Origin of the sequence: Gracilibacillus saliphilus, assembly GCF_010994085.1 — a bacterium.
In the GTDB taxonomy this organism is placed as follows: domain Bacteria; phylum Bacillota; class Bacilli; order Bacillales; family Amphibacillaceae; genus Gracilibacillus; species Gracilibacillus lacisalsi.
In genome coordinates this window covers 1-14,621 of record NZ_WJEB01000044.1, presented here as the reverse complement: position 1 = coordinate 14,621, position 14,621 = coordinate 1, and the positions used below count along the sequence as shown (strand labels likewise).

At 37.4% G+C, this 14,621-nt stretch carries 11 protein-coding genes and 1 riboswitch; of the genes, 9 read left to right on the top strand and 2 right to left on the bottom strand.

What is annotated here, in order from left to right; translation table 11 throughout:
* Positions 1-175: 175 nt before the first annotated feature.
* The 6 genes from GHT08_RS19850 (at position 176) to GHT08_RS19825 (ending at position 4,565) form a co-directional block, all read left to right on the top strand.
* Positions 176-535: a VOC family protein gene (locus tag GHT08_RS19850; protein ID WP_163583130.1), complete on the top strand. Its 360-nt coding sequence runs from the start codon at positions 176-178 to the stop codon at positions 533-535.
* The gene (locus GHT08_RS19845) at positions 536-1,120 is read left to right on the top strand and encodes a winged helix-turn-helix transcriptional regulator (protein ID WP_163583129.1); all 585 of its coding nucleotides are present in this window, start codon (positions 536-538) and stop codon (positions 1,118-1,120) included.
* Between the two features lie 117 nt (positions 1,121-1,237).
* Positions 1,238-1,795: a dihydrofolate reductase family protein gene (locus GHT08_RS19840; protein WP_163583128.1), complete on the top strand. Its 558-nt coding sequence runs from the start codon at positions 1,238-1,240 to the stop codon at positions 1,793-1,795.
* 1 nt (position 1,796) lies between these two features.
* A complete protein-coding gene (locus tag GHT08_RS19835; RefSeq protein WP_163583127.1) occupies positions 1,797-2,351 on the top strand; it encodes a dihydrofolate reductase family protein in 555 nt (184 codons plus the stop codon).
* A gap of 105 nt (positions 2,352-2,456) precedes the next feature.
* Positions 2,457-2,558, top strand: a riboswitch (purine riboswitch).
* 118 nt (positions 2,559-2,676) lie between these two features.
* Positions 2,677-3,267, top strand: coding sequence for a xanthine phosphoribosyltransferase (locus GHT08_RS19830; RefSeq protein ID WP_163583126.1), 591 nt, complete (start codon positions 2,677-2,679; stop codon positions 3,265-3,267).
* Positions 3,264-4,565: a nucleobase:cation symporter-2 family protein gene (locus tag GHT08_RS19825; RefSeq protein ID WP_163583125.1), complete on the top strand. Its 1,302-nt coding sequence runs from the start codon at positions 3,264-3,266 to the stop codon at positions 4,563-4,565. The genes GHT08_RS19830 and GHT08_RS19825 overlap by 4 nt, the downstream gene beginning before the upstream one ends.
* Positions 4,566-4,655: 90 nt before the next feature.
* Here GHT08_RS19825 and GHT08_RS19820 read toward each other — a convergent pair whose 3' ends face one another.
* Positions 4,656-5,468, bottom strand: coding sequence for an ATP-grasp domain-containing protein (locus tag GHT08_RS19820; protein ID WP_163583124.1), 813 nt, complete (start codon positions 5,466-5,468; stop codon positions 4,656-4,658).
* Between the two features lie 155 nt (positions 5,469-5,623).
* Here GHT08_RS19820 and GHT08_RS19815 point away from each other — a divergent pair, with 155 nt between their 5' ends.
* The gene (locus GHT08_RS19815) at positions 5,624-6,730 is read left to right on the top strand and encodes a PQQ-dependent sugar dehydrogenase (protein WP_163583123.1); all 1,107 of its coding nucleotides are present in this window, start codon (positions 5,624-5,626) and stop codon (positions 6,728-6,730) included.
* Between the two features lie 346 nt (positions 6,731-7,076).
* Positions 7,077-7,883, top strand: coding sequence for a hypothetical protein (locus GHT08_RS19810; protein WP_163583122.1), 807 nt, complete (start codon positions 7,077-7,079; stop codon positions 7,881-7,883).
* 419 nt (positions 7,884-8,302) lie between these two features.
* Here GHT08_RS19810 and GHT08_RS19805 read toward each other — a convergent pair whose 3' ends face one another.
* The gene (locus GHT08_RS19805) at positions 8,303-10,702 is read right to left on the bottom strand and encodes a transglycosylase domain-containing protein (protein WP_163583121.1); all 2,400 of its coding nucleotides are present in this window, start codon (positions 10,700-10,702) and stop codon (positions 8,303-8,305) included.
* Between the two features lie 766 nt (positions 10,703-11,468).
* On the opposite strand from GHT08_RS19805, the gene GHT08_RS19800 reads away from it, so the two are divergent.
* A complete protein-coding gene (locus GHT08_RS19800; protein WP_163583120.1) occupies positions 11,469-14,567 on the top strand; it encodes a rhamnogalacturonan lyase family protein in 3,099 nt (1,032 codons plus the stop codon).
* Positions 14,568-14,621 lie beyond the last annotated feature (54 nt).

Here is a 14,621-nt window from a genome sequence, read left to right as displayed (position 1 = left end):
TATTTCGACTTCTCACTGATCATGATCTCACTCTTATATCGTTCATTATATTAAAATAAATTTATTAGTAAATGATTTACGGGTAAAAACTTGGAAAAAATCACCTTTATCTATTGACTACCGTTTTTATAGTGAGTATAATTACGGTATCAATTATATGGAGGGAGTCAATGACATGTACAAATCTGGTTTAACCATTTGGTACAATGTGAAGAACATGGATGAGTCGGTTAAGTATTTTACAGAGGGATTGGGATTTTCATTGGATTATAAGGATAAAAAGCAGCGTATTGCGATCGTAACAACGAACACAAAGGATTGTTGTATAGGTTTTGCTGAAGCAAAGACGGTCGCGCCAGTCACTTCATCAGCTGTATTTGAAGTAGAAGATATTGAAATGGCTTATGTAGAATTGAAGAAAAGAGGCATTCACTTTACAGGCGAGATTGAAACAATCCCTAATCTTGTAAAATTGGCAACATTCCAGGATCTGGATGGCAACAGTTTTGAATTATCCCAAACCATAGCTGACTAAATGCATGTAAAAGAAGCAATTCAATATACACATCAATTATCCGGACGCTGGGTAATGCCTATACTTATTCATTTACAGTCTTCGGGTGGGCGCTTTACACCACTGCAAAAAAAGCTGGGAATATCACCATCAAGATTAAGTGATAATATGACAAAGCTAGTTTCTGCGGAAGTATTGCAGCGTTTAACACCTTATGAACGACGACATCCATTATTGCCAGAATACAAATTGACTCCGTACGGGAACAGCTTATTAGAAATCGCAATGGTCATCCAATCGGCTGAAGAGACTATTAACCACGGACCATTACATCGAAAGAACTGGAATTGGCCAATTCTGCTAGCTTTATTTCATCAATATGATCGCTTTCAATCTATATCAGAACTGCTAGGAAAGCCATCACCAAGAATACTTTCTACAAGATTGAATGAATTGTGTGGAATGGAGCTTATAAAGAAAGAAATCAAGGAAGAACCGAGGCTAGTCTATACGTATAAAATCTACGAAACTTATTGTTCTTCAATGGCTGTTATTTGGAAAGAAATATCAGAGATAGAGTGGAATAAACAAAACACCAAAGGTTAGCAGTAATCTTTGGTGTTTTTGTGTGCCAAAGTTTCTATAACATAATCCAGCAATTCTTAAGAAATATTGATTTTGTAGATTGCTAAAATAGAAGAAAAAAGGAGAAGGAGACTTTTAATGAGACAAGTTATTTATTCCCAAATGGTGTCAGTTGACGGTTATATCGAAGACCAGAACGGAAGTATTGATTGGAGCAAGCCAGACGAGGAAGTGTTTCAACATATTATCGACCAGGAGAAAATGATTGATACACACCTATATGGCAGAAAAACATATGAAAATATGGCTAGTCATTGGCCAGATGTTTTGAATGATCCTGAAAGCAGTTCCCAAGATAAAGAATGGGCGCATATGTGGGTGGATAGGAAAAAGATCGTTTTCTCCAGAACATTAGCTGAAGTGAAATGGAACGGTAGAATAGTAAAAGATAACCTTCGAGAGGAAATCGAGAAAGAAAAAGCATTACCTGGAAAAAACTTGTCGCTCGGAGGGGCAACAATAGCACAGACTTTGATGGAATTAAATGTAATCGATGAATATTGGCTATATGTCCATCCTGTCACCCTTGGAGGCGGTAAGCAGATGTTTCACAAGCAATTAACATTACAATTAGCAGAAGCTAAATCCTTTGCATCTGGAATCGTGTTACTACAATACCAAAAAGGGGGAGAATAGATTGAGGAACGTTATAAGTCAGATGATGGTAACAGTGAATGGCTTGGTCGAAGGACCTGATCATGCGTTAGATTGGCATGTAGTGGATGATGAGTATGATCAATATAATGATGAGCTCTTCAGCACAGTGGATACATTATTATTTGGCAGAGTAACCTATCAGCATATGGAGGATTTTTGGAAAACCCCTATTGCTTATGAGAAAGTTCCAGAGACAGCTGAACGGATGAATCAGTATGATAAAATCGTTTTTTCTAATACATTAGATCAGGTTACTTGGCAAAATACTACCTTGATCAATGGTGGTGAATTAGAAAAACAGCTCAGGCATCTAAAGCAGCAAAATGGAAAGAATATGTTAGTGTTGGGTAGCTCAGATTTGGTGTCAGCTTTACGCGAGTATGGACTTGTTGATGAGTACCATTTGATCGTTAACCCTGTTGCATTAGCAGATGGTAAGCGGTTATGGAGCGGATTAAACCATACCATAACATTACAGTTCCTAGATAGTAAAGTTTTCCAGTCAGGTAATGTGTTGTTACGCTATCGCAAGTGAAATAACGAATGTTTTTGTATATTGATTGAAAATAATTCGTGGTTTGTAGAATAAATATTGAAAAAGATCTTGAAAACAAATGATAACATGTTACAATGTAGAAACAATAATTTCATAATATTCACTCATATAATCGTAGGGATACGGCCTACAAGTTTCTACCAGATTACCGTAAATGATCTGACTATGAGTGAGCAATGGACGTTATGGCAATTCATATTTTTACCAATAACGAACAATACCCAAAGATCATTGCTCATCTCATATGGTGAGTATCGATCTTTGGGTTTTTTATTGGTTTATTTTTAAAAAAGGGGTGGCGATCATGGAAAAACTACAACAGAAAATAATCGAAGAAGGAATAGCACTTTCAGATACCGTGTTAAAAGTGGATAAATTTCTTAATCATCAAATAGATCCGCAATTAATGCATGAGATTGGCAAAGAATTTGTGAAACGATTTGAAAATAAAAAGATTACCAAAATCGTTACACTAGAATCATCTGGTATTGCCCCTGCTGTGATGGCGGGTTTAATCTTAGACGTTCCTGTTGTTTTTGCTCGTAAGAAAAAATCTCTAACTTTAAAGGATGGATTACTCACTTCTACGGTGTATTCCTATACCAAACAAGAAACAAATGAGATTTCAATTGCAGAAAAATTCCTTAGCGAGGAAGATCATGTATTAATCATTGATGATTTTCTTGCCAATGGACAAGCAGCATTAGCTCTGATCGACATTGTAGAAAAAACGAATGCACATGTAACAGGTATTGGCATAGTTATTGAAAAGGCATTTCAAGATGGCGGCGATATTTTACGCAGCAAAGGTTATCAGATCGAGTCGTTAGCTCGGATTAAATCTTTAGAAAACGAAACGATTGAATTCATCAGCGAGAAGGAGTATGCACAATGAACTTAACAAAAGGAAAAATGGCATCTTTAGGTTTACAGCATGTGTTAGCGATGTATGCGGGAGCAGTGATTGTTCCATTGATTGTCGGAGCAAGTATTGGTCTTACAAATGAACAGCTCACTTACTTGATTTCGATTGATATATTAATGTGTGGGGTAGCAAGTATCTTGCAGGTTTGGAAGAATAGATTCACTGGGATTGGATTACCTGTTGTGTTAGGCTGTACCTTCACAGCAGTTGGTCCGATCATTGCGATTGGGAATAATTATGGTATTACTTCCGTTTACGGATCCATTCTCGTATCCGGTCTGATCGTCGTATTAATTGCGAAATTCTTTAGTAAACTGATTAAGTTCTTCCCACCAGTTGTTACCGGATCAGTTGTAACGATTATTGGGATTACGTTAATTCCGGTAGCCATGAATGATTTAGCAGGAGGGGAAGGAAGTGCTGATTATGGTAGCTTCACCAATCTGGCATTAGGTTTTGGAACACTAATCGTTATTTTATTAATTTTCCGTTTTGGTAAAGGTTTTGTTCAAGCAATTGCAATTTTACTTGGTATTTTATTAGGAACTGTAACAGCATTTTTTATGGGGATGGTTGATTTAAGTCCGGTAGCTGAGAGTACATGGGTGCATTTGCCGACACCATTTCATTTTGGAGCACCTGAATTTCATTTAACACCTATTTTGACGATGACACTCGTGGCAATTGTCAGTCTTGTTGAATCAACAGGAGTATATTTTGCACTAGGAGATATTTGTGACAAAAAGCTAGAAGATAAAGATCTGGAGAAAGGTTATCGAGCAGAAGGTGTAGCGATTATCTTCGGTGGTATATTCAATTCTTTTCCGTATACAACTTTCTCGCAAAATGTTGGTTTGATTCAATTATCTGGGGTCCGAACTAATAATGTGATTTATACAGCCGGAGTGATGTTAATTTTACTTGGTCTTGTACCGAAAATTGGAGCTTTAACGTTGGTTATTCCAAGTGCGGTATTAGGTGGAGCAATGGTGGCAATGTTTGGTATGGTCATTGCTTACGGAATTAAGATGTTGAGTAATGTTGATTTCTCATCACAAGAAAATTTATTGATTGTTGCATGCTCAGTAGGAATGGGACTTGGAGTAACGGTTGTTCCAGAGATTTTTGCGGGATTACCTGAAAGTCTTAAAATCCTAACAGAAAGTGGTATTGTAATCGGAAGCTTAACCGCAATTTGTTTAAATGTTATTTTTAATTTTAGAAAGAAAGATCAATCGAACATGACAGAATCAGAAAAAGCAGCATAATGAAAAGCCAGCATACAAGAAATGGTATGCTGGCTTTTGATACATTTATCACTGTGCTATTCGTCTGTAAGTTTCCCACTCTAATCATTACTAAGAAATGACTTTCCCAGGTGAAGGGGAAGTGGGATGTGGTGGCACAAAATTTTGGGATATATAATGATGAATGGTTTGGGCAATCGTCTTATTTTGCGTCTTGAGCCCTTGATTACCAAATAACACATTAAACTCCAAAATGTAATATTTGCCTTCACTTACTAGTATATCAAACCCTGCGTGATTTATATTTAATAGATTGGCAATCTTTAAAACTAAGTCCAGTGCATCCCCAGGTATCAATTGATGACTAACTTCTCCACCTTTTGCGACATTATGGAGAAATTCTCCATCTTGTCCAATCCGCCAATAAGCGTCATAAATTTGATCACCGACGATACAAACACGCAAATCTTTCCCGGAATTTGGTAAATATTCTTGAACGTAGAGTACGTCATTGTTACGGGCATAATCGATAAATTGTCTATCATTTTCAATTAGGAAAACACCTTTCCCCATTGAGTTTTTGGGTTCTTTGACAACAAAAGGGAAGGGAAAAGTCTCTAATACATTTGCGATGTTACCATCTGTACTTGCCAAAATTTCGGTGTAAGGAACATGTTCCTTTGCAACTGCCCATAAGGCACGCGTCATTTCAATTTTATTTGCACCAATCTGTACCGTTTCAATACTAGGGAAAATTTGCTTTTTTAACCCATAAACGAGAGTAGGTACTTGCCAATTTTGAGGAAACAGAATCAGATCTGCTTCTTTAATAATATCGATCTCATTAAACATATGCTCCGGCTTGATATAGCGAACTCCCGGTATACCAATCGTTCGGAAAGCGTTAAAGGTAATTAGTTTCATTTTTCATTTCTCCATATTTAGTTTTTCAATATAATATTAGCATGGTTTTTGAGAAAAGCTAGACTTTTTTAAGGTGATTCAAAATTTTAGCATCAAAAGACTAAAATCGTTATCATAATGGATAAGAACTCTATTATTTTTGGAGGAGTGAAATGATGCTAGTAAAAGTGCTCCGTTTTTCGTTGCTTATTATTTTTTTTGTTACGGCTTGTAATGGTGATGAACAACCAAATTCAATGGAAGAGCAGCCAGGAAGCTCCGCTGAATTAGAGAACAAAAATGAATCAGACATTTCAGATGAACAGGAAATCATTGCAGAAAACCTTCATGTTCCGTGGGCCATTGAAAAAGTAGATGATACTTTTTATCTGACAGAAAGACCAGGAAATATTGTGAAGATAGAAAATGAACATGTAGAAAGACAAAATGTAGAGCTTGAAAAAGAGCTTGCAACTGCTGCAGAAGCAGGACTGTTAGGATTTGTACTAGATCAGGATTTCTCTGAATCTCATTTGGCTTATGCTTACTACACGTATGAGGATGAACATGGGCAATTTAATAGGATTGTGACTCTCCAATTTAACGGTGAAACTTGGAAGGAGGAAGAGGTATTACTAGATCAAATTCCAAGTGGTGCCTACCATCATGGCGGAAGGTTAAAAATGTGTCCTGATGATAAACTTTATGCCACAGCTGGAGATGCATCTGACCCTGAAATCGCACAGGAACTGGAATCGTTAGGTGGAAAAATTCTAAGATTGAACTTAGATGGTTCGATACCTGAAGATAACCCATTTGAAGATTCTTATGTATATAGCTACGGACATCGTAATCCTCAAGGCTTAACATGGGCGAAAGATGGCACCTTATATGCAAGTGAACATGGCAACAGCGCAAATGACGAAGTCAATCAAATTGAGGCTGGCGAGAACTATGGTTGGCCGATTATTGAAGGTGAACAAGAGCAAGAAGGGATGATCACGCCATTATTTACTTCAGGTGCAGATACAACATGGGCTCCGTCTGGTATTGATTATTACGATGAGAGATTATATGTAGCTGCATTGCGCGGAACAGCATTACTTGAATTTAATCTTGATACAGAAGAATATAGTAAAGTAATTTCTGATCTTGGTAGAGTGCGTGACGTACTAATTGATGAGGAAAACGTATATGTAATTACAAATAATACTGATGGACGTGGTAACCCGGAAGAAGCGGATGATATATTATATAAAGTTCCACTTGAGAACTTGAATTAATAAAGAGAGAAGCGACCATCTCCCCTCGTGAGAATTACCCATTTATCCCGGGAGGAGTAGTGTCTCTTCCCTGGAAAAGTTCATCTCTTCCGTGGAAAAGTGCACCGCTTCCGAGGATATAGTCGATTATCCCCGGAAGGGAAGACATTATCCCGGGAGGAAGGATGTTCCTTCCGTGGAAAAGTGCACGGCTTCCGTGGAAATAGTCCGTTATCCAGGGAAGAGAAGACATTATCCCGGGAGGAGAGATGTCTCTTCCATGGAAGAAAAATTGCCTTGAGGGCAAAGGATAAATTAGTATAAAATGGTAATTGATCAACTGGTTTCTTTTGAGGGGGATTTAGAAGTGATTGCTAACATGTATAAACGGAGAGAAAGATTAGCGCTAATTTTTTTAGGTGTCATAACGTTAATTTTTGCTGGCTTCTTGATTGTTGAAACACCATCAAATACTGATGAGTGGTTGGAAGCAGGGTCAATGCTTGTACCTTTTATCTTCTTAATTATTATTGCTTCCATGAGTAGATATAAATATCAAAATGTTAAAGATGTAGATATTCCTTTATCTGCACGAACGATAGAAGATATTGATCATGTAGTGTTAAAAAAAGATGCAACGTTTATTACGCAACTACTTGTATTTGAGCAAACAGGTAGTTTTTTAGGTACATACAAATTCACATCCTTGGCATGGTGGCAATACCCGATTGCTATATTGATGAGTTCCCTTTTTTCTTTTCTACCTTATAGCGTAAGTTATTTTTCCAATCAAGATGAAAAATTGTTTACCTTTAAAAGAAAAGGATTTAAAAAGACAATTTTAGACGTGTATGACGAAAAGAATTGCTTTATTGGTCAATATGAACAAGAAGAGTTTAAAAGTATATTGCAGATTAAAGGGAGAATATTGGATCGGGATGGTCAAATGATCCTTCCAGTAAAAGCGAGTGGCGGAAATGGTGATTTTGATATTCGTGATCAGGACGGTCTACGCTGGTCTTATTTCTATAATGGCAGATTTCCGCATGAGTACACAGAGGTTTTTAAAGAAATAGATAACGATATGGTGGAATTTTCAAATCGAATTTCTCGTGAACAAAAGATATTGTTGCTGGCGATGATCGGATATATGTTTTTGAATCGGAGTAAATAAGATAGATAATTTATGAATACCATTCAAGAACAAGCTTATTAGCAACGGGGTTTCGACACTAACGCTCTATAGTCCATTTATTTGTCTATTCTTTGGATTTTCCTTTTCGAGATGATCAACCATATAGCTAGGATAAAAATGATAGAAGAAATGATGGATATTGGTAAAGTATCATCTTCTATAGTATATTTAACGATTACTAAACTAAAAAATAATAACACTACCAAAACCGTTAAAAATCGATAGATTATATTGCTGTAGATAATATCAACTCCACTATTTAACAGTATAGTAGTAAAATAACACATAATAACTGACTTATCTACAGTGGTTTTTTATAATGAAATGTACAAGTCGATCAAATAATAGTAGATGGTCATGAACTAATTGCTAGTTCATGACCATCTGAAGTCCCTTGTTTAATCCTCTTCTTCATTATCATTTTCTTCCGATTCCTTACTTTCATCTTTGTTATTCGGCTCTTCATCAGAATCGGGTTGCTCTGTTTGATTAGAATGTTCATCTTTAGGATCTTTCTTATTTTCTTCCTTCTTATCTTTTTGCTCTGATTTGCTGTTGCTATCCTCATCTGGTTTTTCTTCTTTTTTATCACGATCGGAAGTATTCTTGTCATTAGATTCCTGTTTTTCTTTTTTATGATTGGCTTCATTTTCAGTCTTTTCTTTTTTCTCTTCTTCCTTCTCTTTCTCCTTTTTCTCTTGCTCTTTCTTCTTTTCTGCCTGTTCCTTCTCCTTTTCCTTTTCTTCCTGCTGTTTCGCATTCTCGTTTGTTGTCTGCTTTTGTACTGGTATATATTCCGTTGGTATTGTCGTACCCTTCACAAATAACTCTGTTACGATATTGCTGGAAGGTGTGTGATGAGAGGCAACTTTGCCATTGCGCATATCAATCTTTACTTCTTCGACGCTTGCTGGTTTTGTGAAGTCTGCTGTTTCAATACTTTGAGAAGCATAGGACATAATTTCCTTAAATAATAACCTGGAAATCCGTGCATCTTCTTGGTTGACGAATTGTTCGGTAGAAGTGGTCTCATAGCCGGTCCAAACAGCTGCAGTATATTCAGTTGTATAGCCTACAAACCACGAATCGGTAGAACCATTGGTAATACCTTCTGGAGGGTTTGTCGTTCCTGTTTTACCAGCCATTGGCAAACCATCAATTTTGGCAAGTGTACCGGTACCTTCTTCGACCACATCTTTTAACATATCTGTAATCATATAGGCAGTGTAGTCATTCATTGCCTTTATTCCTTCTGATTGTAGTTGTTGTACTTCACCTGTTGGATATTCTACTTTCGTAACCGCATAAGGCTCGTGATATTGTCCATTATTTCCAAAGGCAGCATAGGCACCAGCCATATCTAATGGGGAAACACCATCTTCATCACCGAATCCTCCAATAGCATAAGAAGGGTAAGCATGTTCCAAGTTGATACCAAGATTGGCAGCAAACTGTTTTGCTTGCTCATCTTCTAATTCTAAAAATGTTTTGATTGCCGGAATATTATAGGATTTTACCAATGCCTCTCTCATCGATACCATGCCATGGAATCTGCCATCATAATTTTTGAATTCTTTACCATCTATATCAAGTTTTTCATCTTTGATCTGTTGATACGTAGACCAATTGTTGTATTCAATCGCCGGCCCATAGTCTAAAATCGGCTTTATCGTTGAACCGGGTTGACGTTTTATATCTGTGGCAAAATTGAATCCGCGTTGTACCTCGTGACTTTCAGGGTCACGATTTCCGCCGATTGCTCGAATGGCACCCGTTTTAGTATCCATTAATACAACGCCCGCTTTAAAGGCTTCATCAGGAAAAGGGACCGTATCCGTCCCTGTCATTACTTCGTTAGTATAGGACTGTGTTTCTGTATCAAGTGTCGTATAAATCTCTAATCCGCCATTATAAAGTTGATTTTCCTCAAAACCTTTTGCAATCAATTCTTCTATGACATAATCAATAAACACTTGATAAGAATTATTTTTTTGTTTTGGTGAGAGCAAACTCTCAACTTCTGTAGTCTTTGCTTCTTCTGCCCTATCTGAGGAGATAAAATTATGTCTTTCCATCGCTGATAATACAAGTTCTCTTCTATCTGCTGCTTCTTCTGGATATTTAAAAGGATCATATCCACTTGGTCGTTGTGGAAGTCCGGCAAGTAATGCAGCTTCTGAAACGGTCAGATCACTGACATCTTTGTTAAAGTACACTTCTGCCGCTGCCCCAAGTCCATATGCACCATGACCAAAATAGATGGTATTAAGATACATTTCTAAAATTTGCTCCTTTGAATATTTCCGCTCCATTTGTATGGCAAGGTATGCTTCCTGTACTTTTCTTTTAAATGTTTTTTCCGGGGAAAGGTGCGTATTTTTTACAACTTGTTGGGTGATTGTACTACCACCTTCAGCTCCCCAGCCTTCTTCCAAATTGGCCAACAATGCTCCGCCGATGCGTTTTAAATCAACTCCGGAGTGTTTTTGGAAGCGAGCATCTTCTATTGCAATAAATGCATTCTGTACCTCTATCGGAACATCGTCAATACTTACGGGTAAGCGATGTTCAACCCCTGCAATATTAGCAACCTTTTTCCCATCTTTATCATAAATAACGGAAGTAATTGGATTTTGTAATTGATCTTCCGATAATTCCGGAGTATCTTGAACAAGGGCGAAAAGCGAGAGACCTCCGATAATGAACAAAGATAAGAAAATGAGAAAGGTTGCGATGATAAATTTGATGAATCTTCTTTTTTTTCTTCGGGTGGATCTTTTCATTGTTCCTTTACTCAAGCTCTCTAACCTTCCTTCTGGTTGAAAACCACATTTTTGAATCTGTAAAATATATGTAACAGGAACTTGTTTCTATACATGTATATGAAAATTATTGGAAAATGAAACCATCCAATGCTAATTCGTATATGTACTTAAAAGATTTTTGTATTCAGGTTGTTGTTCGTTAAAATGGTAAAAGTTATTTTAATAATGTTAGGTGTTTACATATTAGTTTCCATAGTTCTTGTTCCCTTTCAGTATCGCTATTAAACTGGATTAGAGGAAGAACAGAAGAAAAATGAACAAAATCAATCAGCCTTTTAGGAAAGTAAGGGAGCTTCTGAACAGGTTCTACATGTCAATGCTCAAGGTAATCCTTTTTTTTCTAACGGTATAGCCTATGTGATATACAAAACAAAGCATTAAAGCAAATCAGTGGAATATAAGGATCTTGTCCATATGATGGAGTTAAGTCTAGTACTTTCTGATCGTACACTCTATTAATAGAGTAGAAAAGAAGTACTAGAATTTTTTTGCCTTTTTATTATTAGTTACGACAAAAAAGTATTAAGTTTGTTTGAAATGTAAGTAAAATCAATGGCTACAGTAAATTGCAAAAATATGATATAGCCTGGAATATCAAAGGTTGCTAGGCTAGATGTAGAGATTATAATTCACACCATAATAATGTATGCGCTTACTTTTGTGAGCAGGAAGGAGGAGAGCAGGAGGTGTGCAAGTAATCTCCTATTGCGATTACTTTTAAAAGGAGCTGAAGTGAATAGTGCACGCTAAAAGTCGTCTGAAAAAACAATTGATATTGCTGACAATTGGAATCTTGATTTTATCCTCTTTTTCTATTGTACCTACAGCCTTTGCAAACGAAGATTATCAAACCGTATATGCGACGGATTTTGGTGATGCTGATCCGTTAGAAATAGAAAATTGGGGCTTCTCTACCTTTGCTGCAACATTATCCATTAATGAAGAAGATATTGCAGGCAACGATACCAAAAAGCTAGATTTTAGCATAGTCGATCAGTCTGGTGGACGTGTCGCAACAAAGGAATTTGACAATGCAGTTAAGGGTGCTGAAATGAAAGTTAAATTAGATTGGTATCCTGGTAAAAATAACGATAAAGGTGTTCATCCTCACGAAAATGGTGGAGAGCTTCGCATTGAAGATGCAGCAGGGAATATAGTATTTACCGTTAATAATACTAATAATGCTCCTTTAACTTTTTTTGCTGGTGACCAGGAGCCACTTGAAACTGATATTACAGATCCTGACGCTTGGTATCAGGTAGAAATCATCTTTAACATTATTGACAATGAAATTCTATTTTCCATAGGAGATGAAAGTCATACGGTGTCTCTGAATGATGTTCCATTTGATGGTTCAATTGACAAGTTGAAATTAGTTGGAGTACGAACATCAGGAAATAACCATACTTGGACAACTTACGTAGATAATATAGAATTAAGTCACATTCCGATTGAAGATAATGTAATTACTACAGTTGAAAGGCTTCCATATGAAAGAGTGTATGTGGGAGAGACTACATCCAATATTGATTCTATTGGTCTGCCGGAAACAGTACCAGTAACATTAGCAGATAATTCTACTGTTGAAGTTCCTGTGGAAAGCTGGCAAGAGGTGGGACAAGCTTGGGACCCGGATGAATCTGCTGTTTATACGTTTGAAGGGATATTGGCTGAATCGGAAGCAGTAGAGAATCCCTTTGAACGGACAGCAACTGTTTATGTTTATAATCGATTAGCCCCACCCGACACAAACCGTGATACGGAATGGTTGGATAGAGGTGTTATTGCATTACCGTCAGAGGATGGCATTTTTGTATCATGGCGACTATTGGCTGATGAATACGATCGAGATGTTACCTTTAATATTTTACGTAATGGTGAAAAATTAAATGAAGAACCACTGGAAGTAACGAACTATACAGATGAAGATGGAGAAAAAGGAGATACGTATCAGGTTGAAACGATTGTACATGGTAATCTAACGGAAACAAATGAAGTTGACAGCTTAGATCAAAACTATTTATCAATCCCACTTCAAAAGCCTGAAGGTGGAACGACAGCAACAGGAGATTACACTTACTCTGCCAATGATGCTAGTGTTGGTGATCTTGATGGTGATGGAGAATATGAAATTATATTAAAATGGCGTCCATCCAATGCCATGACAGCACTTGAAGATGTAATTACTGGTCCTACTATATTTGATGCTTACAAACTGGATGGTACCCCATTATGGAGAATGAATATGGGAATGAACTTAACATCGGGACCACAATACCATCAATTTGTTGTGGGAGACATGAATGGCAACGGCAAGTCAGAATTTTTGATCAAAACTGCGGATGCTACAACAGTTTATGGTGTAACAGACGGTGTGTTTGATGAAGATAAAGTGATAAGTGTAATCGGAAATCCAGAGGATGATGGTAGATGGATTAACGAAGGAGGACATGTTGTAACAGGTCCTGAGTATGTATCGGTTTTTAACGGTGAAACAGGTGAAGCTATTGATACGATTGATTTTGCGTTTCCGGTTGAAAAAGAAGAAGGAGATCAAGGGGCTTCATGGGGTGATACTTTCTATAATCGTTCTGACCGCTTCTTATCTGGATTAGCTTATGTGAATGGAAAAACACCAAGTGCGATTTATGGTCGTGGTTATTATGAAAGAACGACCTTTGTATCCTACAGTCTCCAAGATGGCACGCTCGTAGAAGATTGGACATTTGACACAGATGAAGCAGGACGCGGTGAAGGTTTAGGTAACCATAACCTATCTACAGGCGATGTAGACAATGATGGCTTTGATGAAATCATTGCTGGTTCCTTAACTTTGGATCATGATGGTTCGATTTTATACGCAATGGATGGAGAAATGGGACGGGTGAAAGGATCCCATGGTGATGCCCTGCATGTCGGAGCTTTTGATCCTGATCGCGAGGGACTACATGTTTTTGGTGTGCGAGAAGATTCAGAAGTTGCTTCATTAGAGTATCATGATGGCGCAACAGGTGAAACATTAGAAGCGTTCTATGCCTATAAAGATGCAGGTCGAGGAGTAGCGGCAAATATCACATCCAAACCTGGATATGAATTTTGGGGTACTGGTGGAGCAACTGTAGAAACAGGTGGTGGTGTGTATAATGTCCAAGGTGATGTAATCGAGGATAGTTTCCGAGATATCGGCCTTCCAGTCAATTTTGTCACCTATTGGGATGGTGATCTATTACATGAATTACTGGATCACACTTCGATCACCAAATATGATGAATCCACAAGTGAAGCAAATGTTATCGAAGCATTTGAAGATGTAGTAAGTAATAATGGAACGAAAGCAAATCCAAGTTTGCAAGCTGATATTCTGGGAGATTGGCGAGAAGAAGTGATTTTTCCAACGGAAGATAGCTCTGAATTAAGAATTTTTAGTACTACGATACCAACTGAATATCGCTTGCCAACTCTTATGCATGATTCTGTGTATCGAATGGGGATCGCTTGGCAAAACACAACCTATAATCAACCACCACATATTAGTTATTATTTAGGTGAAGATGTTCGCGATCAAGTGTTGGCAGGTGAACTAGAGTTCCCTACTGTAGACTACACACCATCCATAGCAAGCTTGAAACATCAAGTGAACTTGGAAGCAATAGACGAAAGTGATCAAGTATTGAACAATAAAATACAACAGGTCGAACATCATCTGGAAAAAGGTCGAGCCAAACAAGCCAAAAAACAGCTAAATGATTTCTTGAAACATTTAAGTCGAAGTGCCCTAAGAGATGATGTTAAAGAAAGACTAGTGAATGATGCTGAAACAGTGATGAAAAACTGGTAATATCACAACAAAGCCCAGGGAAAGCTTGATATGCTCCCTTCTAAGTAGACAGAT